This window comes from Kitasatospora sp. NBC_01287, from assembly GCF_026340565.1.
Taxonomy (GTDB): domain Bacteria; phylum Actinomycetota; class Actinomycetes; order Streptomycetales; family Streptomycetaceae; genus Kitasatospora.
The window spans coordinates 3,821,567-3,841,455 of sequence record NZ_JAPEPB010000001.1; the positions used below are offsets into that span (position 1 = coordinate 3,821,567).

Genomic DNA, 19,889 nt, shown 5'->3' on the forward strand with positions numbered 1-19,889 from the left:
CTGTCGCCGGTCTAGTACCAGCTGTGGGCCTGCCAGAACGACCAGGCGCCGCACGGGCTGCCGTACCGGTCGTTCATGTAGCCGAGGCCCCACTTGATCTGGGTGGCGGGGTTGGTCCGCCAGTCCGCGCCGGCCGAGGCCATCTTGGAACCCGGCAGCGCCTGGACCAGGCCGTACGCGCCGGAGGGGTTCATCGCGGTGTAGTTCCAGCCGCTCTCGCGGGTGACGATGTTGCTGAAGCACTGGAACTGGGTGCTGTCGCCGATGATCCCGGACGCGATCGACTGCACCGAGCCCGGGCTGACCGAGACGGGCGGGGCGGAGTCGGACGACGCGGAGTCGCTGACCGCGAGCTCGGACTTGGCCTTCGCCTTGGCGGCGGCCTGCGCGGCAACCTTGGCCGCGGCGTCCGCGTCGGCCTTCGCCTTCGCAGCGGCGTCGGCAGCGGCCTTGTCGGCGTCGGCCTTCGCCTGCGCGTCGGCGGCGGCCTTCACCCGGGCGGCCTCCTCGGCAGCCTTCTTCACCGCCGCGTCGGCCGCCTGCTGCTGGGCGACGGACTGACCGGCGATGTTGTCGCTGATGGCCTGCGCCTGGGGGGCTGACGGGACGTCCGCGAGCAGGGTGGACCCCGCGACGTCGACCGACTGGGCGGGCTGGGCCTCGCTGCCCGAGGCCACACCGACGACGGCACCGACTGCGGTGACGGCGGTGGCGGAGGCCACAGCAACTCCCCGGACCGAGATCCGAGTCACATGGTTTCCTTCCAGCGTCGACCCCGCGTGACCGTGAGGACGCAACATGCCCTGGTCACTGGCCTCCACCAGAGCTGGTCACGGGAGGCGCGGGCCCGGTGTCCGCGGGCCGGTGAACCGGTCGCGGGCAGGGAATTCGGGCGGCGTACGGACCTTCCATATTCAGTTGACGCCCAACCAGCGGGCCGTACGCGGGGCCTGACAGAACCCACACCATGCCGCAACCGGACGCGGGTACGCAATTCCCGGTTGCGTGGCGAAGCTCACATCGGCCGGCCGCGGGGAAATCGGTCGATCGCTGGACGGCGGGCGGTGCGATGTGCAGACGATCCGCCCGCTGACCGGCCAAACCCGGTCAGCGGGCGGATCGTTCGTAGGCTGATATGTCAGGCCTACGGCTGGATGTCCTCAAGCATCTCGGTCACCAGGGCGGCGATCGGGGAGCGCTCGGAGCGCGTGAGGGTGATGTGCGCGAAGAGCGGATGCCCCTTCAGCTTCTCCACCACCGCCACCACGCCGTCGTAGCGCCCCACCCGGAGGTTGTCCCGCTGCGCCACGTCGTGGGTGAGCACCACCCGCGAACCCTGGCCGATCCGGGAGAGCACCGTGAGCAGCACGTTCCGCTCCAACGACTGCGCCTCGTCGACGATCACGAAGGCGTCGTGCAGCGAGCGGCCCCGGATGTGGGTGAGCGGCAGCACCTCCAGCATCCCGCGGGCGATCACCTCCTCGATCACCGCGGGCGTGGTCACCGCGCCCAGGGTGTCGAAGACCGCCTGCGCCCAGGGGCTCATCTTCTCCGACTCGTTGCCGGGCAGGTAGCCCAACTCCTGGCCGCCGACCGCGTAGAGCGGCCGGAACACCATCACCTTGCGGTGCTGGCGGCGCTCCAGCACCGCCTCCAGGCCCGCGCAGAGGGCGAGCGCGGACTTGCCGGTGCCGGCCCGGCCGCCGAGCGAGACGATGCCGACCTCGGGGTCGAGCAGCACGTCGAGGGCCACCCGCTGCTCGGCGCTGCGCCCGCGCAGGCCGAAGGCCTCCCGGTCGCCGCGCACAAGCTTGACCCGGCCGTCCACGGTGACCCGGCCCAGCGCCCGGCCCCGCTCGGAGCTGAGCACCAGTCCGGTGTGGACCGGCAGCTCCTCGGCCCCGTCGACCGCGACGGCGGCCTCGTGCGGGGCGCCGAAGAGTTCGTCCACCTGATCGGCGGGAACCGCCAGTTCGGACATTCCGGTCCAACCGGACGTGATCGCCAGCTCCGCGCGGTACTCCTCGGCGAGCAGGCCGACCGCGCTGGCCTTGATCCGCATCGGGAGGTCCTTGGAGACGACGGTGACGTCGTACCCCTCGGCCTGCAGGTTGCGGGCGACGGCCAGGATCCGGGTGTCCGCCTCGCCGCCGCCGACCCGGTAGCCGGCCGGCAGCACGGAGGTGTCCGAGTGGTTGAGTTCGACCCGGATCGAGCCGCCGACCTCCCCGACCGGGATGGGTTCGTCGAGCCGGCCGTACCGGACCCGGAAGTCGTCGAGCAGGCGCAGGGCCTGGCGCGCGAAGTAACCCAGTTCGGGGTGGTGCCGCTTGGCCTCCAGCTCGGTGACCACGACCACCGGGAGCACCACCTCGTGCTCCTCGAACCGCGTCATGGCGAGCGGATCGGCCAAAAGCACGCTGGTGTCAAGGACGTACGTGCGCCGGTCTGGTGTCCGGCGGCTCTTGGTACTGACCACTAGGCCTCCAGGGCGGGCGACCCTGCGTCACCCGCGGCTCACCGGCCCCCGCGACCCCGATGGGCAGGGTGCCGGTCTGCCATGTGTATGCCCTGACAGGACGTCGGGCATGCTTGCTCATGCGAAGTCCTGGATCACTTCTCATGAACGTTCGGTGCGGTCAGGTCATGAACGTTCGGTGCGGTCAGGCGCTCTTGACGGCACCGGCCCCCGGGAGGCGGGGGTCAGCCGCCGTAGCGGCGGTGGCGCTGCTCGTAGGCGCGCAGCGCCCGCAGGAAGTCGACCTTGCGGAAGGCCGGCCAGTACGCCTCGCAGAAGTAGAACTCACTGTGCGCGCTCTGCCAGAGCAGGAAGCCGGACAGCCGCTGCTCGCCCGAGGTCCGGATCACCAGGTCAGGATCGGGCTGGCCCTTGGTGTAGAGGCGCTCGGCGATGTGCTCGACGTCCAGGATCTCGACCAGCTCCTCGATCGAGGTGCCCCGGTCGGCGTGCTCCTGAAGGAGGGAGCGGACGGCGTCGGCGATCTCGTGCCGCCCGCCGTAGCCGACCGCGACGTTGACCGTGATGCCCTCGAAGTGCTCGGTGGCGGCGGCCGCGTCCTTCAGGATGGTGGCGGTCTTGCCCGGCAGCAGGTCCAGGGTGCCGATCGGGTTGATCTTGTACCGCTTCTTCCCGGCCAGGCCGGTCACCGCGTCCTCGATGATGCCGAGCAGCGGGACCAGCTCCTCCGCCGGGCGGCTGAGGTTGTCGGTGGAGAGCATCCAGAGGGTGACGACCTCGATGTTGGTCTCGTCGCACCAGCCGAGGAACTCGGAGATCTTGTCGGCGCCGCGCTGGTGGCCGAAGGCCGTGGTGCCACCGGCCGCCTTGGCCCAGCGGCGGTTGCCGTCCATGATCACGCCGACGTGATGCGGGGTCCGGCCGAGGTGGGCCTCGACCCGCTGCCCGTAGAGGCGGTACATGCCGCCGAGCAGGGTCCGCAGACCCGGTGTGCGGTCGACGAGATCGCGCAGACCCATGTGTTGCCCCTCTGAGCTCGACCCCTTGACCCCACGGCCCCCACGGCCCCGACCGGCCCTGGCTGCCACGGGTCCTGGAGCAGCGTACTCCGCGTCCCCGAGGAGGAGGAAAGCCGCAGGTCGGACGCAGTGACGGACACGGCCAGGTCTCCGGTTCCTTAAAGAATGCGTAAGGAGGCTGTCAGGTGCTTGACGCATGCCATTGGTCTAGTCCAGCTTGTTCGCAAGCGGTTGCGGGTTCAACCGAATCAGCCGCCGACCCCCTCTCTTCGTCGTGCCGTCTTTTGTGTGAGTGGTTTTCCCTCCCCCACGCGGGGCCGCCGCGACCCCCACCGCGGCGGTCCCTCTCCTCCTCCCCACAGGAGAGTTCGTCATGTCCCGTACCACCTCCTCCACCCACCGCCGGCGCCGTCGGCCGCTGCCCGCGCTCGCCGCCGGCACCACGGCGCTCGCCCTGGCCGGTGCCGGTCTGGCCGTCTTCGCCGGCGGCGCCAGCGCCGCGGTGGGCAACCTGACCAGCAACGGCGGCTTCGAGTCCGGGCTCTCCGGCTGGACCTGCGCCGGCACCGCCGCCGCGGTCTCCTCGCCCGTGCACAGCGGGACCCAGGCGCTGCTGGCCACGCCCAGCAGCTCGAACACCGCGCAGTGCAGCCAGACCGTCTCGGTGCAGCCCAACTCCAGCTACACGCTGGCCGGTTGGGTCCAGGGTTCGTACGTCTACCTGGGCGCGACCGGGACCGGCGCCTCGGGCGGGGACCCGAGCACCTGGTCGAGCCAGAGCAGCTGGAACCAGCTGAGCAGCACCTTCACCACCGGGGCGAGCACCACCAGCCTCACGGTGTACGTGCACGGGTGGTACGGACAGAGCGCGTTCAGCGCTGACGACATCACGCTGACCGGGCCGGGCGGGACGGCTTCGCCGACTCCGACGCCCACCCCGACGCCGACCCCGACGCCGACACCCACGCCGACGCCGACCCCGACGCCCACCCCGACCCCGACGCCCACCCCGACGCCGACGCCGACGCCCACCCCGACCCCGACGCCGACACCCACACCGACGCCCACGCCCACGCCGACGTCGACCCCCACGCCTCCGTCGGGCGGGCTGCCCAAGCACCTCATCACCGGGTACTGGCAGGACTTCGACAACGGCGCGAAGGACCAGAAGCTCTCGGACGTCCAGAGCAACTACGACATCATCGCGGTCTCCTTCGCCACCGCCGACCCGGCCAACACCGGCGGCATCACCTTCTCGATCGACCCGACGCTGGCGAGCAAGGTCGGCGGCTACACCGCTGACCAGTTCAAGGCCGACATCGCGGCCAAGCACGCGGCCGGCAAGCGCGTCGTCCTCTCGATCGGCGGCCAGGACGGTGCGATCACGGTCGGCAACGCCGCCGCCGCCACCAACTTCGCCAGCAGCGCCTACTCGCTGATCCAGCAGTACGGCTTCGACGGCGTCGACATCGACCTGGAGAACGGGATCACCCCGACCTACATGGCGCAGGGCCTGCACACCCTGGCGAGCAAGGTCGGCAGCGGCTTCGTCCTGACCATGGCGCCGCAGACCCTGGACATGTACCAGACCACCAGCGGCTACTTCCAGCTCGCGCTGGGCGTCAAGGACATCCTCACCGTCGTCAACACCCAGTTCTACAACTCCGGCGGCATGCCCGGTTGCAACGGCAACGTCTACAACCAGGGCACCGAGGACTTCATCACCAGCCAGGTCTGCACCTACATCCAGGGCGGCCTCGACCCGTCCCAGGTCGGCATCGGCGTCCCCGCCTCCTCCCAGGCGGCCGGCGGCGGCTACGTCAACTCGACCGTGGTGAACAACGCGCTGGACTGCCTGGCGCAGGGCACCAACTGCGGCAGCTTCGTCCCGCCGGCCAAGTGGCCGACCATCCGCGGGGCGATGACCTGGTCCACCAACTGGGACGCCACGAACGGCAACGACTTCTCCACCAACGTGGGCAACCACGCCCACGCCATGCCGTAACTCCACTGCGCTGACGGCTTCTTGAGGGAGGAGTCGACGCGCGAACCGGCGGGGCCCGTCGCACCGAGCAGGTGCGGCGGGCCCCGCCGGCGTCCGCCGGCGTCTGTCGGCGTCTGTCGGCGCTGTCAGAGGTGCTCGGCCAGCGCCGCGTGGACCCGCTCCCAGGCCGCCCCGGCGGCCTGCGCGTCGTAGTCCGCCGGGCGGTCCTCGATCGCGAAGCCGTGCTTCACCCCGGGGTAGCTGATCAGCTCGTGGCGGACACCGGCGGCGGTGAGGCGGCGCTCCGCCTCCTGCCACTCGGCGGGCGGCAGGATGTGGTCCGCGTCGCCGACCAGGCCCAGCACGAACGCCCCGTTGCTCGCGATGTCCGCCGCCTGCTCGACCGGCGGCACCGGACCGACCATCGGCATGCCCGAGTTGAGCATCCAGCCCGGGTAGAAGAGCGCCGCCAGCTCGAAGCGCAGCGCGGTGGCGGCACGCAGCGCGATGTGGCCGCCCATGCTCAGCCCCAGGAACGCCACGCCGCGCCCCTCGGCGAGCCCGCGCGCCGCGTCGAGCGCGGTGCCGGCGTCGGCGATCAGCTCGTCACGGTCGAGTGCGCGCATCAGCACCAGGCCGGCCTCGCGGTCCGCCGCGCTGTAGCTCAGCTGCGGGCGGCGCTGCTGCCGCCAGTAGAAGTCGGGGACCAGCACCGCGTATCCGGTGGCGGCCAGCCGGTCGCCGACGGTGCGGATGTAGTCGTTGATCCCGTACAGCTCGGTGCAGAGCACCACCGCGCCACGGACGGGTACGGCTTCGGCGGGGCGCACGACGTACGCCTCGATGCCGCCTTCGGTCAGGAATTCCCAGTTCGCCATGATCGTACTGAAACACAGTCAGGCAGTTCGGAGCTGTGATTTCGCGGCTCGCATCGCCTCCCTGGCCCGGGCGGCGCCGGCCGGGGTGAACTCGGCACCGCCACCGATGGTGAGCATGCCCCCTGGGCGGGAACGGCCGGTGCAGGCCCGGCAGAAACCGGGGCCGGCGACCGGGTCGTGGCAGCGGGCGCACTCGGGCAGGGGCGCGGCCGACCGGACCTCTCGTACGGCCCCTCGGACCGCCGCCTGCGGCATCTTCCGCTCAAGGCGGTTGCGCAGCAGCCCGGCCGGGGCGGTCACGGTGGCGGGCAGGTCGTCGAGCAGGGCGCGGGCGAGGTCGGCGGCGGTGCTGCCGAGCTCCAGCCACCGGGCGACGAGCGGCGCGAGGGCGTGGGCCTGTGACTCGCGCAGCCGCAGCCGGGGCTCCGGGCGGATCACCCGGTAGAGCGTGGCCACCGCCTCGCGGATGGCCTCCGGGACGGGGAGGACGGGCCGGGTGGGTTGTTCCCCCCGGTTTTCTGTCTTTTGAGTGACAGGCGGACCGGGTGCTGCCCCGCCGGGGCCCGGGGGGATGACACCCGGCGGCGCGGCCTGGGGAGTGTCGAAGACGTGGATCTCGGAGCGGAACGTGCCGTCCGGCAACCGGGTCTTGACCACCCAGTAGTACCCGGCCTGGGTCAGCTCCTTGAGCGCCTTGCGGATCGCGGCCCGGCCCTGGGGGCTGGAGTCGGCCATCTGGCGCCCGTCCTCGCGCCAGCGGTCGGGGCGGGAGAGCAGATCGGCGAGCAGGCCGCGCGCAGTGTAGCTGAGCGTGCGGTCCTGGAGGAGCCGATCGGGAAGGGGGGTGCACGAGCGCAGCGGAGCGCTACGATGTTTACGCATGGGGAGCCTTTGCACTCCTAGTGCCGCGGCCCCGGGGTGTTCCAGCACCGCCGGGGTCACATGCGTCTGATGGTTCGTCAAAAACCTAGCACGGGCCCGATCATGCTCAATCCTCTTGGTCGAAAATGATTTATAGTCAGGCAGTTTGCCTGCATTGTTTCATTTCTGATCAGGGCCGACGATGACCCAAACTCGCTTCCCGATCCCCTCACGCGGCCCGCACCCCCAGGCGAGGGTGAGTTCCTCGACCAGCAGCATCCCGCGCCCCGTCTCGCCGTCGGCAGCGCGGCAGACCCGGGGGACCGCACTGCTGGCATCCTCGACCGCGATCCAGAGCTGCTCATGGTCGACCTTGAGCTCGATCCAGATGAGTTGACCGGAGCGCGTCCCGTGCACGAGAGCGTTGGTGACCAGCTCGGAGACCACCAACTGCCCGACCTCATGGAAGCGCTCTCCACCCTTGACTCCGCGCAGAAGCTCGCCGAGGAGCCGTCGAGCCCTGGCCGGGGAGTTGGTCCTGCGCGGGAGCCAGCAGGTGTCGGTGGCAACCAGCTCGTCAGCCATGGGAGCGCTCCGGGTGGGTGGTGGGCTTGCACATCTCTGCCTGCCTCTCTCGGCATTTCCAGGCGGTTCCCCCGGTTACCAGGTTGGCTGGACGGGAAGATTCTGGCCACCCTCCGGCCGGTACCAACGGCGCTCAGTGAACAGGCAGTTGAAAGGGTGTTCGATGGAGCTGCACGAGGACGAGGGGAAACTGACCCCGCGCACCATGCTCGGCCGCAGACTGCTCCGGCTGCGGGAGTCGTCCGGGCTGACCTTGCGGGGGCTGGCGGAGCGGCTCGGTTATCCGCACTCGTACATCAGCCGGGTCGAGCATGGGGATCAGTTGCCATCGGAAGCGCTGGCCGATGCGCTGGACACGTACTTCGGGACGCACGCACTGTTCCGGGATCTACTGGAACTCGCGCAGGAGAGTCCGATCCCTGACTACGGCCGCGTCATCGTCGACGGTGAGAACAGGGCAACTCGCATTCAGGTCTTCACCAGCAGTCTGGTCCCGGGCCTTCTGCAGACGGAGGACTACGCCCGTGCCCTCTTCCGGGAGTCCATTCCCGGTGCATCGGAGGAGAGGATCACTGCGCATATCGAGACTCGGATGCGGCGAAAGCGGGTCTTCATCAAGGAAGATCCCCCGTTCTTCTGGGCAATGATGGATGAGGCAGCGTTGCGGCGCCCCGTCGGTGGGCCTCAAGTTATGCGAGGGCAGCTCAAACAGCTTCTCGAACCGCCAGCGATCCCCCATGTGACCATCCAGGTACTGCCCTTCGCGCAGGGGGCCTACCCGATGCTGGGCGGCAGCCTCATCCTGCTGACCCTCCCAGGCGGAAGCACGATCGGATACGTCGAGAGCTTCGCCTCCGGAGAGACAGTGGAACTGCCCAGGAAGATCCTTGAGCTGACCCAGATGTTCGACCTGGCCCGCTCGAAGGCCCTGCCGCAGGAGGAGTCCCTCGACCTGATCCGCACGTACCTGAAAGAGTACGAGCATGACGACGAGCCCTGATGTCACCTGGCGCAAGAGCACCTACAGCAACGGCCAGGGCGCCGAGTGCGTTGAGGTCGCCTACGGCGTCCCCGCCATAGCCCCCGTACGTGACAGCAAGGACCCGCACGGCCTTGCGCTCATCTTCCCCGTTCACGCCTGGGCCGCCTTCGTTGCAGAGGTCAAAGCCGGGCGGCTCTAGCCCGCCGCGCCCCGGCCCCACCCCGCGTCATTTGCGCTGATGGCACTCCCTACGCTTGCGTTGCTCGAACGCGCGCCGCAGTGGTCGCGCGGACGGTCCTCGAACCAGGCACGGAGACAGCATGAGCAGGGTCCAGCTCGAAGAACTGCGCAGTGTGATCCACCCACCGGGCAAGCTCGACAGCAGGGCGGAGCACTGGGCCGGGCGGCTCTACATGCGCTCTGTCTCGCTGCGGGTGACCCGGTTGCTGCTCAATACCCGGTGGTCGCCGAACCAGATCACCGGTGTGATGGTGGTGGCCGGGATGCTCTCCGGGGCGGCGCTGCTGATTCCCGGGCTGGGCGGCGCGGTGCTCTCGGTGGTCTTCATGCAGCTCTACCTGCTGCTGGACTGCGTGGACGGGGAAGTCGCGCGGTGGCGGAAGCAGTTCAGCCCGCTCGGGGTCTACCTGGACCGGCTGGGCGCCTACTTGGCGGACGCCGCCGTGATGGTGGGCATGGGCTTCCGGGCGTCCTCGCTGGGGCTCTCCCCCTACCTGGTGGCGGGGCTGGTGGCGGCGATCGGGGTGCTGCTGCTGAAGGCCTCGTCCGACCTGGTGCACGTGGCGCGCTCGGACAGCGGGCTGGCCAAGGCCACCGACCAGTCGGTGGTGCCGCGCTCCTCCGGCCTGGCCCGGGTGCGGCGGCTGACCTCGGCCGTGGGCATCCACCGGATCTGCAACGGGATCGAGTGCACCCTGCTGCTGCTCGTCGCGGCGATCGTCGACACGGCGCGCGGCGACCTGACCGCCACCCGGGTCGTGACCGTCGCGGTCACGGCCGTGGTCTGGGTGCTGGTGCCGGCGCACGTCGTGTCGATCGTCTCCTCGTCCCGCCTGAAGAAGTAGGGCCGACGAAGAAGCAGGGCCCGAGGATCAGTTGGCGGCCGCGTCGCGCAGGTGCGCGGCCGTCAGCAGCGGCAGCAGCGTGATCCCCGCCGCGCCCAGCGCCTCGGCGCCGCCCTGCTCGCGGTCGATGACGCAGAGCGCCTCGCGGACCTCGGCCCCCAGCGCCCGCAGCTCGGCGGTGGACAGGACGATCTGGCCGCCACTGGTGACCACGTCCTCCACCACCAGCACCCGCCGCCCGGCCACCTCCGCGCCCTCGGCCAGCCGGCAGGTGCCGTACGGCTTGGCCTGCTTGCGGACGAACGCGCAGGGCAGGCCGGTGTGCCGCCCGAGCGCGGTGACCACCGGGATGCCGCCCATCTCCAGCCCGGCCAGCACCTCGGTGCCCGGCGGCACCAGCGGGACCAGTTGCTCGGCGATGGCGTCCAGCAGGACGGGGTCGGCCTCGAAGCGGTACTTGTCGAAGTACTCGGTGGCGGTGCGGCCCGAGCGGAGGGTGAACTCACCGGTGAGGTGAGCGGCGGAGTGGATGCGGCCGGCGAGCTCTGCGGGTGTCATGGGCAGCCATTCTCCCAGGTGGCGGCCGCCGTCTCCGGGGCCGGGGGCCGGGACGGCTCCCAGACCGAGCCGTCGTGCGCGAAGAGCACCCGGCGCGGGTCGAAGGCGAGGAGCCGCTCGACCCAGGGGCGGTGGTCGGGCAGCGGCTGTGCCACGCCCTCGCGGGCGGCCTGGTAGGCCAGTTGGTCCGAGCCGAACTCCGAGGCGAAGTCGTGGGCCTGGCCTGCCAGGACCACCGTCCCGTCGGACTGGCGGACCACCAGGGACTGGTGGCCGTCGGTGTGCCCGGGGGTGGGGATGATCCGCACGCCCGGCCAGATCTCCGCCTCGCCGGTGAACTCCCGGTAGACCGCGCCGGGGTAGTCCACCAGTTCCTCGACGGTGTGGCCGCCCCGGCGGGCCGCGGCCAGTTCCACGGCCTGCACCAGCACCGGTGTGGCGCCCAGCAGCGGGTTGCCGCCGCAGTGGTCGAAGTGCAGGTGGCAGTTGACCACCAGGGAGATGTCCGCGAGCGTGACGCCGGCGTCCGCCAGCGCGGCCTCCAACGGGCGCCGCCGGGGCCGGTAGTGGGCCTCGGTCTGCGGGTCGGCGGCACCGATGCCGGTGTCGAAGAGGATCAGCCCCTCGTCGCGCCGCACGAGGTAGGCGAGGACGGGCTCCACCCGCGGCTGCGGGCCGCCGACCTCCTCGGCGGGTCGTACGAAGGTGCCCAGGTCGAGTCGGCGCACGGCCGGGTGATCGGTCATCCGCCCATCCTGGCAGGCGGCTTCGTGCCGGGCAGGCGAGTCAGCGATCGGCAATCAGCGCCGGCGCACCAGCGCGTTAGCGCTGCTGTCGAGCCGCTTCAGTTCTGCTAACTGCGCGGTGGCGGCCTCCCGCGCCACAGTGGGCGAGCGGCTCCCGATGCCGTCGCTCCCGAGGAGGCTGGTCCATGTCCCCGCTCCACCGTGTCACCGCCTGTGCGGTGGCGCTGCTCGCCGTCGCCGCCCTCGGCGGCTGCCGGTCCGGCGCCACCACCGGCTCCACCTCCGGCTCCGGCCACGCCGCCGGCGGTGGCGCCACCGGGCCCGGCGCGGCCCCCGGGGCTCCCGGCCCCGCCGCGGCCCAGCCCGCCGCCCGCTGGGTGATGACGATGCCGGACACCGTCGCCGGACACCCGAAGATCACCCCGAGCGCCGCCCAGCTGAAGCAGATCACCGACTCCTGGGCCGGCAGCCAGGCCAAGGTGCACGCGGGCGGCCAAGTGGTAGTGGGCGTCTACGACGACCCGGCCGAGGACGCCTGGCTGATCGTCACCGGCGTCAACGGCAGCGGCTTCGACCCGGCGGCGGTCAGCACGCTCAGCACCGCGCCCGCCGCCACCAGGGACGGGCAGGGCGACGCGGTCACCAACACCTTCAAGAACGTCGACCCCGGACCGCACGGCGGCACCGACACCTGCGACGAGCAGCTGGACGAGGCCCGCACGCTCCAGGGCACCATCGCGGCCGAGGACACCACCTGCTTCTGGATGACCCCGAGCACCTTCGGCGCGATCACCTTCTACAACAAGAAGGACGACAGGATCACCATCCACGACGTGTCGATCACCCCTGACGTGGCCGGCCCGATCATGCTCTCGGTCCGCGACGACGTCGAGCACCAGGGATAGGGACGGGGCTGGGGACGGAATTAGGGACGGGGACAGCGCGGGCTCAGTTGAACGGCCCGGACAGGCTCGGCTTGAGCAGGTAGGGCTCCCGCTCCAGCACCCCGAGGTCGTCCACCGCGAGGCTGGCCTCCTGGGTCGCCCGCGCCAGCGCCGAGACCACCGCCTCCACCACCGGTGACGGCCCGTCGGCGCCGGTGCGGTAGTAGCCGCGCAGTTCCATGAGCCCTGGCACCGGGAGCCCGGTGACGGTCAGTCCCCAGGCGCCGCGCATCACGGCCGCGCCGGCCGCCTGCACCACGGCCGCGCCGAGCCCGCCGCGCAGCAGGGTCTGGGTGGCCGTCCGGGCGGTCGCCACGTGGCGGCGCCCGGGGTTCAGGCCGTGCTCGGCGGCCAGCCGCTCGAAGACCCGGCGGACCGCCGAGCCGGGGGCGCCGACGATCCACGGGGCTCCGGCGAGGTCGGCGAACCCGCTCGGGCCGGGCCACTGCGGGGGGACCACGACGCGGAAGGTGTCGCGCAGCAGCAGCTGGTACACCATGCCGGCCGGGGTCGGCGGCGCGTCCAGGTCGTAGGCGGGCAGCACGGCGAGGTCGACCTCGCCGTCCCGCAGGCAGTCCAGCTCCGGCTCCTCGGCGCGCAGTTCGCGGACCTCCGGCTCCAGCAGCGGGTGGCGCTCGGCGAGCAGGACCAGCGCGTGGCAGACCACCGGCAGGTAGGAGGGGACGGCACCGATCACCACGGGACCGGCCACCGGCGCGCCGATCAGGGCGAGTTCGCGCTCGGCCCGCTCCAGCTCCTCGGCGATCCGCCGCCCCCGCGCGGCCAGTGCCCGCCCGGCGGCGGTGAGTTCGGAGCGGGCGCCGCGACGGTCGACCAGCGGCACCCGGGCCTCCTGCTCCAGCCGGGCCAACGCCTGCGAGACGGCGGAGGGTGTGACGCCCAGCCGCCGGGCGGCCGCGGTGATCCCGCCGAAGTCCGCGACGGCGTGCAGCACCAGCAGGCGCTTGGGGTCGAGGTCCATGTCGACCATCAGACCGGGCGGCGGCGCGCTCGCGCAACTGTCCGGGGGTCCGGCCGTAGAGTTCAGCGGTGACGAGTCCGACGAGCCCGAACCGCCCGACGAGCGGGACCGGCCTGACGAGCGAGACCATCAGCAGCGGCGAGCCGGGCTCCTTCCCGTGGAGCGTCTTCCACCGGCGGCACCCGGAGCTGGTGCGCCAACTGCTCGACGCGTTGCCCTACGGGCCGGCCGAACGGGCCGCCGTGGCATCCCTGCTGACGGAGAGCACCAGCGGCGCGGGGCTGGCGCCGCTACCGCCCGAGGCGGCCGACGCCGAGCGGTGGCGGTCCTGGGGCGCGGAGCGCTGGTACGGCAGGCCCTGGGCCGAGGTGCCGTTCCTGTGGGCCGAGAGCTACTTCTACCGGCGGCTGCTGGAGGCCACCGGCTACTTCCGGCCCGGGGCCTGGCAGGGCATCGACCCGTTCGGCCCGGTCAAGGCGGCCGAGTTGGCCGGCCCCGAGGTGACGGCGGAGCTGGCGGCACTGGACGAACTGCCCGCGCTGGAGCCGGAGCGGCGTGAACGGGCGTTGCTGCGCTCGGCGCTCTGGGGCAACCGCGCGGACCTGAGCTTCCGGCTCACCGCAGGGGCGGACGGCGGCACGGACGGCGGCGACGGCGGCACGGACAGCGACGGCGGCACGGACGGCGGCGGCGGCACGGGCCGTGAACCGCTCGTCGACGAGAGCGCACTCCTCCGGTCGGCGCTGGCCGTCGCCCCCCGTCCACGGGTGAGCTACGTCGCGGACAACGCCGGGCGCGAGCTGCTGCCCGACCTGGTGCTGATCGAGCACCTGCTGGGGTCCGGGGTCGCCGAGGTGCTCCTGCACGTCAAGCCCTACCCCTACTACGTCTCGGACGCGACCACCGCCGACGTGCTCGCCGCGCTGGACCGGCTGCTCCGCGCCGGGAGCGCGCAGGCCGAGCGGATCGGCGGCCGGCTCCGGGCGGCGCTGAGCGACGGGCGGCTCGTCCTCCACACCCACCCGTTCTTCAGCGCGCCGCTACCCTTCGAGGAGTTGCCCACCGACCTGCGCGCGGTGTTCGCCGCGGCGACCGTGACCATCGTCAAGGGCGACCTCAACTACCGCCGCCTGGTGGGCGACCGGCGGTGGCCGCCGACCACGCCGTTCGCCGCGCGGGTGGCGCACTTCCCCGGCCCGGTGGCCGCGCTGCGCACGCTGAAGTCGGAGGTGGTGGTCGGCCTCGACGCCGCGACCGTCAACCGGCTGGACGCCACCGGCGAGGGCTGGCGCACCAGCGGGACGTACGCGGTCTTGCAGGTGGCGGGCGTGACGGGCACGGCGGGCACGGTACGCGCGGCGGGCGCGGCGGGCGCCTAGCGCGTCGCCAGCACCGCGAGCAGCGCGCCCAGCAGCATGCAGGGCCCGAACGGGAGCGGGTCGCTCGCCCTGGCCCGCCGGGTGAGCAGGAGCAGCAGGCCCCAGCCCGCCGCCAGCAGGAAGCCGGCGAAGGCGCCGTCGAAGACGGTGCGCCAGCCGTACCAGGCGAGCAGCGCGCCCAGGGTGAGGGCGAGTTTGGCATCGCCCAGGCCCATCGGGCCGAGCATCGCCAGCGCGCCGTAGACGAGGCCCAGCGCGGCCGCGCCGGCCAGGCAGCGCAGCAGCACGTCGGGGCGGTCGAAGCCGCCGAGCGCGAGCAGCGCCGCCGTGCCGAGGCCGAGCGGCAGGGTGAGCGCGTCCGGCAGCCGGTGCACGGCGGCGTCCACGAAGGCGAGCACCACGGCGAAGAGCGCGATCCAGCCCAGCACCGGGCCGACCGGCCAGGCCGCTGCCGCGCCGACCGCCACGCCCGCGCCGACGGCGGCCAGTTCGACCGCGAGCGGCGGGGGCCCCAGCCAGGCCGCGCACTCCGGGCAGCGCCCGGTCGGCGGCAGCCACCACGAGACCCGCCCGCACTGCCCGCACCCGGCGAGCGGGGCGCCGGCCGGGACGGCGTAGCGGGTGGCGGCAGCCCGCAGCCCGGGTGCGGTGGCGGCACCGGCGAGCGCTCCGACGATCAGTTGGATCACACCGGTGCTCCTCCCCGCCGGGCGGCCCGGCTAAGCCCGGCGGGGTCGCGCGGCGAGGGCGCACGGCAAGGGCGCACGGCGGGGCCCCGCGCACCGATCGCCCGCGCGGCACCGCGCGATCCCGCGCCGCCCCCGCTGCCCCGCGCCGCCCCCGCCGTCGTGGCTCCCGCCAGGCGCTCGCGGCCCGGCGGCCCGCACCTTTGGCGGATCACGTGGCCAAGAACACGCCCGGGCGCTCGGAGCCGCCCCGTAAAGTGACCGCATGCAGGTCATCCAGTCCAGCAAGCTCGCCAATGTCTGCTACGACATCCGTGGCCCGGTGCTCGACGAGGCGATGCGGCTGGAGGACCAGGGGCATCGCATCCTCAAGCTGAACACCGGCAACCCGGCCGCCTTCGGCTTCGAGGCGCCGCCGGAGATCCTTCAGGACATCCTGCGCAACCTCTCCTCCGCACACGGCTACGGCGACTCCAAGGGTCTGCTCGCGGCCCGCCGCGCGGTGGTCATGCAGTACGAGGAGCGCGGGCTGCACGGCCTGAGCGTGGAGGACGTCTTCCTCGGCAACGGCGTCTCCGAGCTGATCCAGCTCGCGATGACCGCGCTGCTCGACGACGGCGACGAGGTGCTGGTCCCGGCGCCCGACTACCCGCTGTGGACCGCCTCGGTCAGCCTGGCCGGCGGCACCGCCGTGCACTACCGCTGCGACGAGCTCTCCGAGTGGTACCCGGACCTGGCGGACATCGAGTCCAAGGTCACCGACCGGACCAGGGCCATCGTGGTGATCAACCCCAACAACCCCACCGGCGCGGTCTATCCGCAGGAGGTGCTGGAGGGGATCGTGGAGATCGCCCGGCGGCACCAGCTGGTGATCTACGCGGACGAGATCTACGACAAGATCCTCTATGACGACGCGGTGCACGTGCCGCTGGCCACGCTGGCCCCCGACCTGTTCTGCGTCACCTTCAACGGGATGTCCAAGGCCTACCGGGTGGCCGGCTTCCGCTCCGGCTGGATGGTGCTCTCCGGCGACCGGCACCGCGCGCGCAGCTACATCGAGGGCCTGGGTGTGCTGGCCAGCATGCGGCTGTGCGCCAACATGCCCGCGCAGCACGCGGTGGCGGCGGCGCTCGGCGGCCGGCAGTCGATCAAGGACCTGATCCTGCCCGGCGGGCGGCTGCTGGAGTCCCGGGACGCCGCCTACCGGCTGCTCAACGAGATCCCCGGGGTCAGCTGCGTGAAGCCCAAGGGAGCGCTCTACGCCTTCCCGCGGCTGGACCCCTCGGTCTACAAGATCAAGGACGACGCCCAGATGGTGCTCGACCTGCTGCGCGCGCAGCGGATCCTGATCGTCCAGGGCACCGGCTTCAACTGGCCCGAGCCGGACCACTTCCGCCTGGTCACGCTGCCCCGTCCGGAGGAGATCGAGGACGCGGTGACGAGGATCGGCGACTTCCTCGCGGGGTACGTGCAGCCCTGATCCGACGCCCCGGGAGGATCCGACGCCCCGGGAGGATCCGGCGCCCCGGGAACGCCGACAGCCGCCGAGGACGCCGACACCTGCGGGGAACGCCGACGGCCGCGGTCCCCAGTCCGGCGATCCCTTGGTCGGGGTGGATCGCCGGGCCGGAGGCCGCGGCCGTACCTGTCCAGGCTTACGTGCCCGACGCACCGCTGAAGGCGTCGACACACCGCTGAAGTCAGCGGTCCGGCCGCCACGCGCTGGGCAGCGGCGGCCGGACCTGGTCCAGTTACCCGATGCGGGCTCAGCCCAGGCGCTTGACCAGCGCGCGGTACTCGTCCCAGAGCTCGGCGGGGGTGTGCTCGCCGAACAGCTCCAGGTGGGCCGGGATCAGCGCGGCCTCCTGGCGCCAGATGTCGGCGTCGACCGAGAGCAGCAGCTCCAGGTCCTCGGCCGACAGGTCCAGGCCGTCCAGGTCGAGCGCGTCCTTGGTCGGCAGGACGCCGATCGGGGTCTCCACGCCCTCGCCGGTGCCCTGCAGGCGCTCGACGATCCACTTGAGCACGCGGCTGTTCTCGCCGTAGCCGGGCCAGACGAACTTGCCCGCGGCGTTCTTGCGGAACCAGTTGACGTAGTAGATCTTCGGCAGCTTGCTCGCGTCCGCCTGCGCGCCCAGCTTGATCCAGTGCGCGAAGTAGTCGCCCATGTTGTAGCCGCAGAAGGGCAGCATCGCGAACGGGTCGCGGCGCAGCTCGCCCACGGTGCCCTCGGCGGCGGCGGTCTTCTCCGAGGCGATGTTGGAGCCCAGGAAGACACCGTGCTGCCAGTCGAAGGACTCGGTGACCAGCGGGACCGCGGTGGCGCGGCGGCCGCCGAAGAGGATGGCCGAGATCGGCACACCCGCCGGGTCCTCCCACTCGGGGGCGATGGTCGGGCACTGCGCGGCCGGGACGGCGAACCGCGCGTTCGGGTGGGCGGCCGGGGTGTCTGACTCCGGCGTCCAGTCGTTGCCGCGCCAGTCGGTCAGGTGGGCCGGCGGCTCCTCGGTCAGGCCCTCCCACCAGACGTCGCCGTCGTCGGTCAGCGCGACGTTGGTGAAGACGGTGTTGCCCCAGAGGGTCTCGATCGCGTTGGCGTTGGTGTCCACGCCGGTGCCGGGGGCGACGCCGAAGAAGCCGGCCTCCGGGTTGATCGCGTAGAGCTGCCCGTCGGCGCCGAAGCGCATCCAGGCGATGTCGTCGCCGATCGTCTCGACCTTCCAGCCCGGGATGGTGGGCTGGAGCATGGCGAGGTTGGTCTTGCCGCAGGCGCTCGGGAAGGCGGCGGTGACGTACTTGACCTCACCGTTCGGCGCGGTGAGCTTCAGCACGAGCATGTGCTCGGCGAGCCAGCCCTCGTCGCGCGCCATGGTGGAGGCGATGCGCAGCGCGTAGCACTTCTTGCCGAGCAGGGCGTTGCCGCCGTAGCCGGAGCCGAAGGACCAGATCTCGCGGGTCTCCGGGAAGTGCGAGATGTACTTGGTGGTGTTGCACGGCCACGGCACGTCCGCCTGGCCGTCGGCCAGCGGGGCGCCGACGGTGTGCACGGCCTTGACGAACTCGCCGTCCTCGCCGAGCTGGTCGAGCACCGCCTGGCCCATCCGGGTCATCACGCGCATCGAGACGGCGACGTAGGCGGAGTCGGTGAGCTCGACGCCGTACGCGGCCAGCGGGGAGCCGACCGGGCCCATCGAGAAGGGCACGACGTACATCGTGCGGCCCTTCATCGCGCCGCGGAACAGGCCCTGCTCACCGGAGAAGATGTCCCGCATCTCGGCGGGGGCCTTCCAGTGGTTGGTCGGGCCGGCGTCCTTCTCCTGCTCGGAGCAGATGAAGGTGCGGTCCTCGACCCGGGCCACGTCGCTCGGGTCCGAGGCGGCGTAGTAGGAGTTGGGTCGCTTCTCGGGGTTGAGCTTCTTGAAGGTGCCCAGTTCGACGAGCTGGTCGGCGAGGCGCTGGTACTCCTCCTCGGAGCCGTCGCACCACACAACGCGGTCGGGCTGGGTGAGCTCCGCGATCTCGCTGACCCAGGCCAGCAGGCGGTGGTGGCGGGTAGGTGCCGCGACGCTGACGGCAGAGTTCTCGTACGACACGATCGCTCCGTTTCACGCCTGATCGCTCATGGACAGGCGTCCGGGGGGTTGAGGGTGGTTACACCGTAGCTCCGCTCTTCGAGGGCCAGTACGGCACAGTGGCGGCCTTGCCCGAACTTTTGCTACTCATTGGCCAAAAACTGGCCTCTGAGCGGTCGCTTGCGGCAGAGCCCGGAGTAGCGCCGATCACACTCGACCACTCCACATTGTCCAAAAGTGAGGGAGGCCACTTCCTACTTATTAGTAACCTACGCGTCCGTAGGTACCATGACCGCTATGACTGCGGATCAGAACTCGGCAGCGGCCACCGCGGATCCCGGCGCCGCCCTGCCCGTCAAGCCCGCCTGGCGCGGCTGGCTGCACGCCGGGATGTTCCCGGCCGCCCTGGCGGGGGGCATCGTGCTGATCTGCCTGGCGGACTCGCCGCGGGCCAAGCTCGCCTGCGCCGTCTACTCGGTGAGCGCCTGGCTGCTCTTCGGGATCAGCGCGGTCTACCACCGCTTCACCTGGGGCCCGCGCGGCGACGCCGTCCTGCGGCGGCTCGACCACGCGAACATCTTCCTGATCATCGCGGGGTCCTACACGCCGTTCACCATCCTGCTGCTGCACGGCGGACGGCGGGAGCTGCTGCTCTGGCTGGTCTGGGGTGGGGCGCTGGCGGGGATCGCGTTCCGGGTCTTCTGGGTCGGCGCCCCGCGCTGGCTCTACACGCCCTGCTACCTGGCGCTCGGCTGGGCCGCGGTCTTCTTCCTGCCCGACTTCCTGCGCACGGGCGGGGTCACGGTGATCACGCTGATGGTCGTCGGCGGACTGCTCTACAGCGCCGGCGGCGTGGTCTACGGGCTCAAGCGACCCAACCCGTCACCGCGCTGGTTCGGCTTCCACGAGGTCTTCCACGCCTTCACGCTCGGCGCCTTCATCGTGCAGTACATCGGGATCTCGCTGGTCGCGTACACCGTGGCCACCTGACCGGGCGGCGCGCGTCCACCGCGCGCGTCCACCGCGCGCGTCCACTGCGCACCCGTACGCCACGCAGCGGTACGCCACGCAGTTGTAGTCACGCAGCTGCAGTGACGCAGCTGTAGTGACGCAGCTGTAGCCACGACCAACGCCTGTACGTCACGCACC

Annotated in this window: 19 protein-coding genes; 8 read left to right on the forward strand and 11 right to left on the reverse strand. The window is 71.7% G+C overall.

Annotation, left to right across the window (positions count from 1 at the left end):
• Positions 1 to 11 precede the first annotated feature (11 nt).
• The 3 genes from OG455_RS16025 to OG455_RS16035 form a co-directional block, all read right to left on the reverse strand.
• Complete coding sequence (locus OG455_RS16025) at positions 12 to 800, reverse strand: transglycosylase SLT domain-containing protein (RefSeq protein WP_266294259.1); 789 nt, start codon at positions 798 to 800, stop codon at positions 12 to 14.
• Positions 801 to 1,144: 344 nt separating this feature from the next.
• Positions 1,145 to 2,479: a PhoH family protein gene (locus OG455_RS16030; RefSeq protein WP_266294261.1), complete on the reverse strand. Its 1,335-nt coding sequence runs from the start codon at positions 2,477 to 2,479 to the stop codon at positions 1,145 to 1,147.
• 224 nt (positions 2,480 to 2,703) lie between these two features.
• Entirely contained in the window at positions 2,704 to 3,498 is a 795-nt protein-coding gene (locus OG455_RS16035) for an isoprenyl transferase (protein WP_266294263.1), read from the reverse strand.
• Positions 3,499 to 3,871: 373 nt separating this feature from the next.
• On the opposite strand from OG455_RS16035, the gene OG455_RS16040 reads away from it, so the two are divergent.
• The gene (locus tag OG455_RS16040; RefSeq protein WP_266294265.1) at positions 3,872 to 5,503 is read left to right on the forward strand and encodes a chitinase; all 1,632 of its coding nucleotides are present in this window, start codon (positions 3,872 to 3,874) and stop codon (positions 5,501 to 5,503) included.
• 125 nt (positions 5,504 to 5,628) lie between these two features.
• Here the strand turns inward: OG455_RS16040 and OG455_RS16045 are convergent, their stop codons facing one another.
• The 3 genes from OG455_RS16045 to OG455_RS16055 all read right to left on the reverse strand — a co-directional run bounded on the left by OG455_RS16045 (position 5,629) and on the right by OG455_RS16055 (position 7,806).
• Positions 5,629 to 6,360, reverse strand: a complete 732-nt coding sequence (locus tag OG455_RS16045; protein ID WP_266294267.1) for a dienelactone hydrolase family protein — start codon at positions 6,358 to 6,360, stop codon at positions 5,629 to 5,631.
• A gap of 18 nt (positions 6,361 to 6,378) precedes the next feature.
• Positions 6,379 to 7,242: a hypothetical protein gene (locus OG455_RS16050; RefSeq protein WP_266294269.1), complete on the reverse strand. Its 864-nt coding sequence runs from the start codon at positions 7,240 to 7,242 to the stop codon at positions 6,379 to 6,381.
• Positions 7,243 to 7,401: 159 nt separating this feature from the next.
• A complete protein-coding gene (locus OG455_RS16055) occupies positions 7,402 to 7,806 on the reverse strand; it encodes an ATP-binding protein (RefSeq protein WP_266294271.1) in 405 nt (134 codons plus the stop codon).
• A 163-nt stretch (positions 7,807 to 7,969) separates the two neighbouring features.
• Here OG455_RS16055 and OG455_RS16060 point away from each other — a divergent pair, with 163 nt between their 5' ends.
• The 3 genes from OG455_RS16060 (at position 7,970) to OG455_RS16070 (ending at position 9,873) form a co-directional block, all read left to right on the forward strand.
• Positions 7,970 to 8,806 carry a helix-turn-helix transcriptional regulator gene (locus OG455_RS16060; protein WP_266294273.1) on the forward strand — a complete coding sequence of 279 codons (837 nt, stop codon included), beginning with the start codon at positions 7,970 to 7,972 and terminating at the stop codon, positions 8,804 to 8,806.
• Positions 8,790 to 8,987 carry a DUF397 domain-containing protein gene (locus OG455_RS16065; RefSeq protein ID WP_266294275.1) on the forward strand — a complete coding sequence of 66 codons (198 nt, stop codon included), beginning with the start codon at positions 8,790 to 8,792 and terminating at the stop codon, positions 8,985 to 8,987. The genes OG455_RS16060 and OG455_RS16065 overlap by 17 nt, the downstream gene beginning before the upstream one ends.
• Positions 8,988 to 9,108: 121 nt before the next feature.
• Positions 9,109 to 9,873 (forward strand): CDP-alcohol phosphatidyltransferase family protein, encoded by a 765-nt coding sequence (locus OG455_RS16070; protein ID WP_266294277.1) that lies wholly within the window; start codon positions 9,109 to 9,111, stop codon positions 9,871 to 9,873.
• A 27-nt stretch (positions 9,874 to 9,900) separates the two neighbouring features.
• Here OG455_RS16070 and pyrE read toward each other — a convergent pair whose 3' ends face one another.
• Together pyrE and OG455_RS16080 are read right to left on the reverse strand one after the other, a co-directional pair.
• Positions 9,901 to 10,431, reverse strand: coding sequence for an orotate phosphoribosyltransferase (gene pyrE / locus OG455_RS16075; protein WP_266294279.1), 531 nt, complete (start codon positions 10,429 to 10,431; stop codon positions 9,901 to 9,903).
• Positions 10,428 to 11,177, reverse strand: a complete 750-nt coding sequence (locus OG455_RS16080) for an N-acyl homoserine lactonase family protein (RefSeq protein WP_266294281.1) — start codon at positions 11,175 to 11,177, stop codon at positions 10,428 to 10,430. The genes pyrE and OG455_RS16080 overlap by 4 nt, the downstream gene beginning before the upstream one ends.
• 185 nt (positions 11,178 to 11,362) lie before the next feature.
• Between OG455_RS16080 and OG455_RS16085 the strand changes: the two genes are divergently transcribed.
• Complete coding sequence (locus tag OG455_RS16085) at positions 11,363 to 12,082, forward strand: hypothetical protein (protein WP_266294283.1); 720 nt, start codon at positions 11,363 to 11,365, stop codon at positions 12,080 to 12,082.
• Between the two features lie 43 nt (positions 12,083 to 12,125).
• Here the strand turns inward: OG455_RS16085 and OG455_RS16090 are convergent, their stop codons facing one another.
• Positions 12,126 to 13,103, reverse strand: coding sequence for a LysR family transcriptional regulator (locus OG455_RS16090; protein WP_266294285.1), 978 nt, complete (start codon positions 13,101 to 13,103; stop codon positions 12,126 to 12,128).
• A gap of 68 nt (positions 13,104 to 13,171) precedes the next feature.
• Here OG455_RS16090 and OG455_RS16095 point away from each other — a divergent pair, with 68 nt between their 5' ends.
• A complete protein-coding gene (locus tag OG455_RS16095) occupies positions 13,172 to 14,482 on the forward strand; it encodes a damage-control phosphatase ARMT1 family protein (RefSeq protein ID WP_323185520.1) in 1,311 nt (436 codons plus the stop codon).
• On the opposite strand, the gene OG455_RS16100 is transcribed toward OG455_RS16095, so the two are convergent.
• Positions 14,479 to 15,171 carry a prepilin peptidase gene (locus OG455_RS16100; protein ID WP_266294287.1) on the reverse strand — a complete coding sequence of 231 codons (693 nt, stop codon included), beginning with the start codon at positions 15,169 to 15,171 and terminating at the stop codon, positions 14,479 to 14,481. The two genes, OG455_RS16095 and OG455_RS16100, sit on opposite strands and share 4 nt — an antisense overlap.
• Positions 15,172 to 15,433: 262 nt before the next feature.
• On the opposite strand from OG455_RS16100, the gene OG455_RS16105 reads away from it, so the two are divergent.
• Positions 15,434 to 16,648, forward strand: coding sequence for a pyridoxal phosphate-dependent aminotransferase (locus tag OG455_RS16105; protein ID WP_266294289.1), 1,215 nt, complete (start codon positions 15,434 to 15,436; stop codon positions 16,646 to 16,648).
• 286 nt (positions 16,649 to 16,934) lie between these two features.
• Here the strand turns inward: OG455_RS16105 and OG455_RS16110 are convergent, their stop codons facing one another.
• A complete protein-coding gene (locus OG455_RS16110; RefSeq protein WP_266294291.1) occupies positions 16,935 to 18,761 on the reverse strand; it encodes a phosphoenolpyruvate carboxykinase (GTP) in 1,827 nt (608 codons plus the stop codon).
• Between the two features lie 276 nt (positions 18,762 to 19,037).
• On the opposite strand from OG455_RS16110, the gene OG455_RS16115 reads away from it, so the two are divergent.
• The gene (locus OG455_RS16115; RefSeq protein WP_266294293.1) at positions 19,038 to 19,730 is read left to right on the forward strand and encodes a hemolysin III family protein; all 693 of its coding nucleotides are present in this window, start codon (positions 19,038 to 19,040) and stop codon (positions 19,728 to 19,730) included.
• The last annotated feature ends 159 nt before the right edge of the window (positions 19,731 to 19,889 follow it).

What these genes read in the sequence shown, in the direction of transcription:
- OG455_RS16045 (WP_266294267.1), bottom strand. Translation starts at nt 6,360, where the DNA reads ATGGCGAACTGGGAATTCCTGACCGAAGGCGGCATCGAGGCGTACGTC.
- OG455_RS16090 (WP_266294285.1), bottom strand. Translation starts at nt 13,103, where the DNA reads ATGGACCTCGACCCCAAGCGCCTGCTGGTGCTGCACGCCGTCGCGGAC.
- OG455_RS16025 (WP_266294259.1), bottom strand. Translation starts at nt 800, where the DNA reads ATGTTGCGTCCTCACGGTCACGCGGGGTCGACGCTGGAAGGAAACCAT.
- OG455_RS16060 (WP_266294273.1), top strand. Translation starts at nt 7,970, where the DNA reads ATGGAGCTGCACGAGGACGAGGGGAAACTGACCCCGCGCACCATGCTC.
- OG455_RS16085 (WP_266294283.1), top strand. Translation starts at nt 11,363, where the DNA reads ATGTCCCCGCTCCACCGTGTCACCGCCTGTGCGGTGGCGCTGCTCGCC.
- OG455_RS16055 (WP_266294271.1), bottom strand. Translation starts at nt 7,806, where the DNA reads ATGGCTGACGAGCTGGTTGCCACCGACACCTGCTGGCTCCCGCGCAGG.
- OG455_RS16105 (WP_266294289.1), top strand. Translation starts at nt 15,434, where the DNA reads ATGCAGGTCATCCAGTCCAGCAAGCTCGCCAATGTCTGCTACGACATC.
- pyrE (WP_266294279.1), bottom strand. Translation starts at nt 10,431, where the DNA reads ATGACACCCGCAGAGCTCGCCGGCCGCATCCACTCCGCCGCTCACCTC.
- OG455_RS16050 (WP_266294269.1), bottom strand. Translation starts at nt 7,242, where the DNA reads ATGCGTAAACATCGTAGCGCTCCGCTGCGCTCGTGCACCCCCCTTCCC.
- OG455_RS16080 (WP_266294281.1), bottom strand. Translation starts at nt 11,177, where the DNA reads ATGACCGATCACCCGGCCGTGCGCCGACTCGACCTGGGCACCTTCGTA.
- OG455_RS16035 (WP_266294263.1), bottom strand. Translation starts at nt 3,498, where the DNA reads ATGGGTCTGCGCGATCTCGTCGACCGCACACCGGGTCTGCGGACCCTG.
- OG455_RS16115 (WP_266294293.1), top strand. Translation starts at nt 19,038, where the DNA reads ATGACTGCGGATCAGAACTCGGCAGCGGCCACCGCGGATCCCGGCGCC.
- OG455_RS16065 (WP_266294275.1), top strand. Translation starts at nt 8,790, where the DNA reads ATGACGACGAGCCCTGATGTCACCTGGCGCAAGAGCACCTACAGCAAC.
- OG455_RS16040 (WP_266294265.1), top strand. Translation starts at nt 3,872, where the DNA reads ATGTCCCGTACCACCTCCTCCACCCACCGCCGGCGCCGTCGGCCGCTG.
- OG455_RS16070 (WP_266294277.1), top strand. Translation starts at nt 9,109, where the DNA reads ATGAGCAGGGTCCAGCTCGAAGAACTGCGCAGTGTGATCCACCCACCG.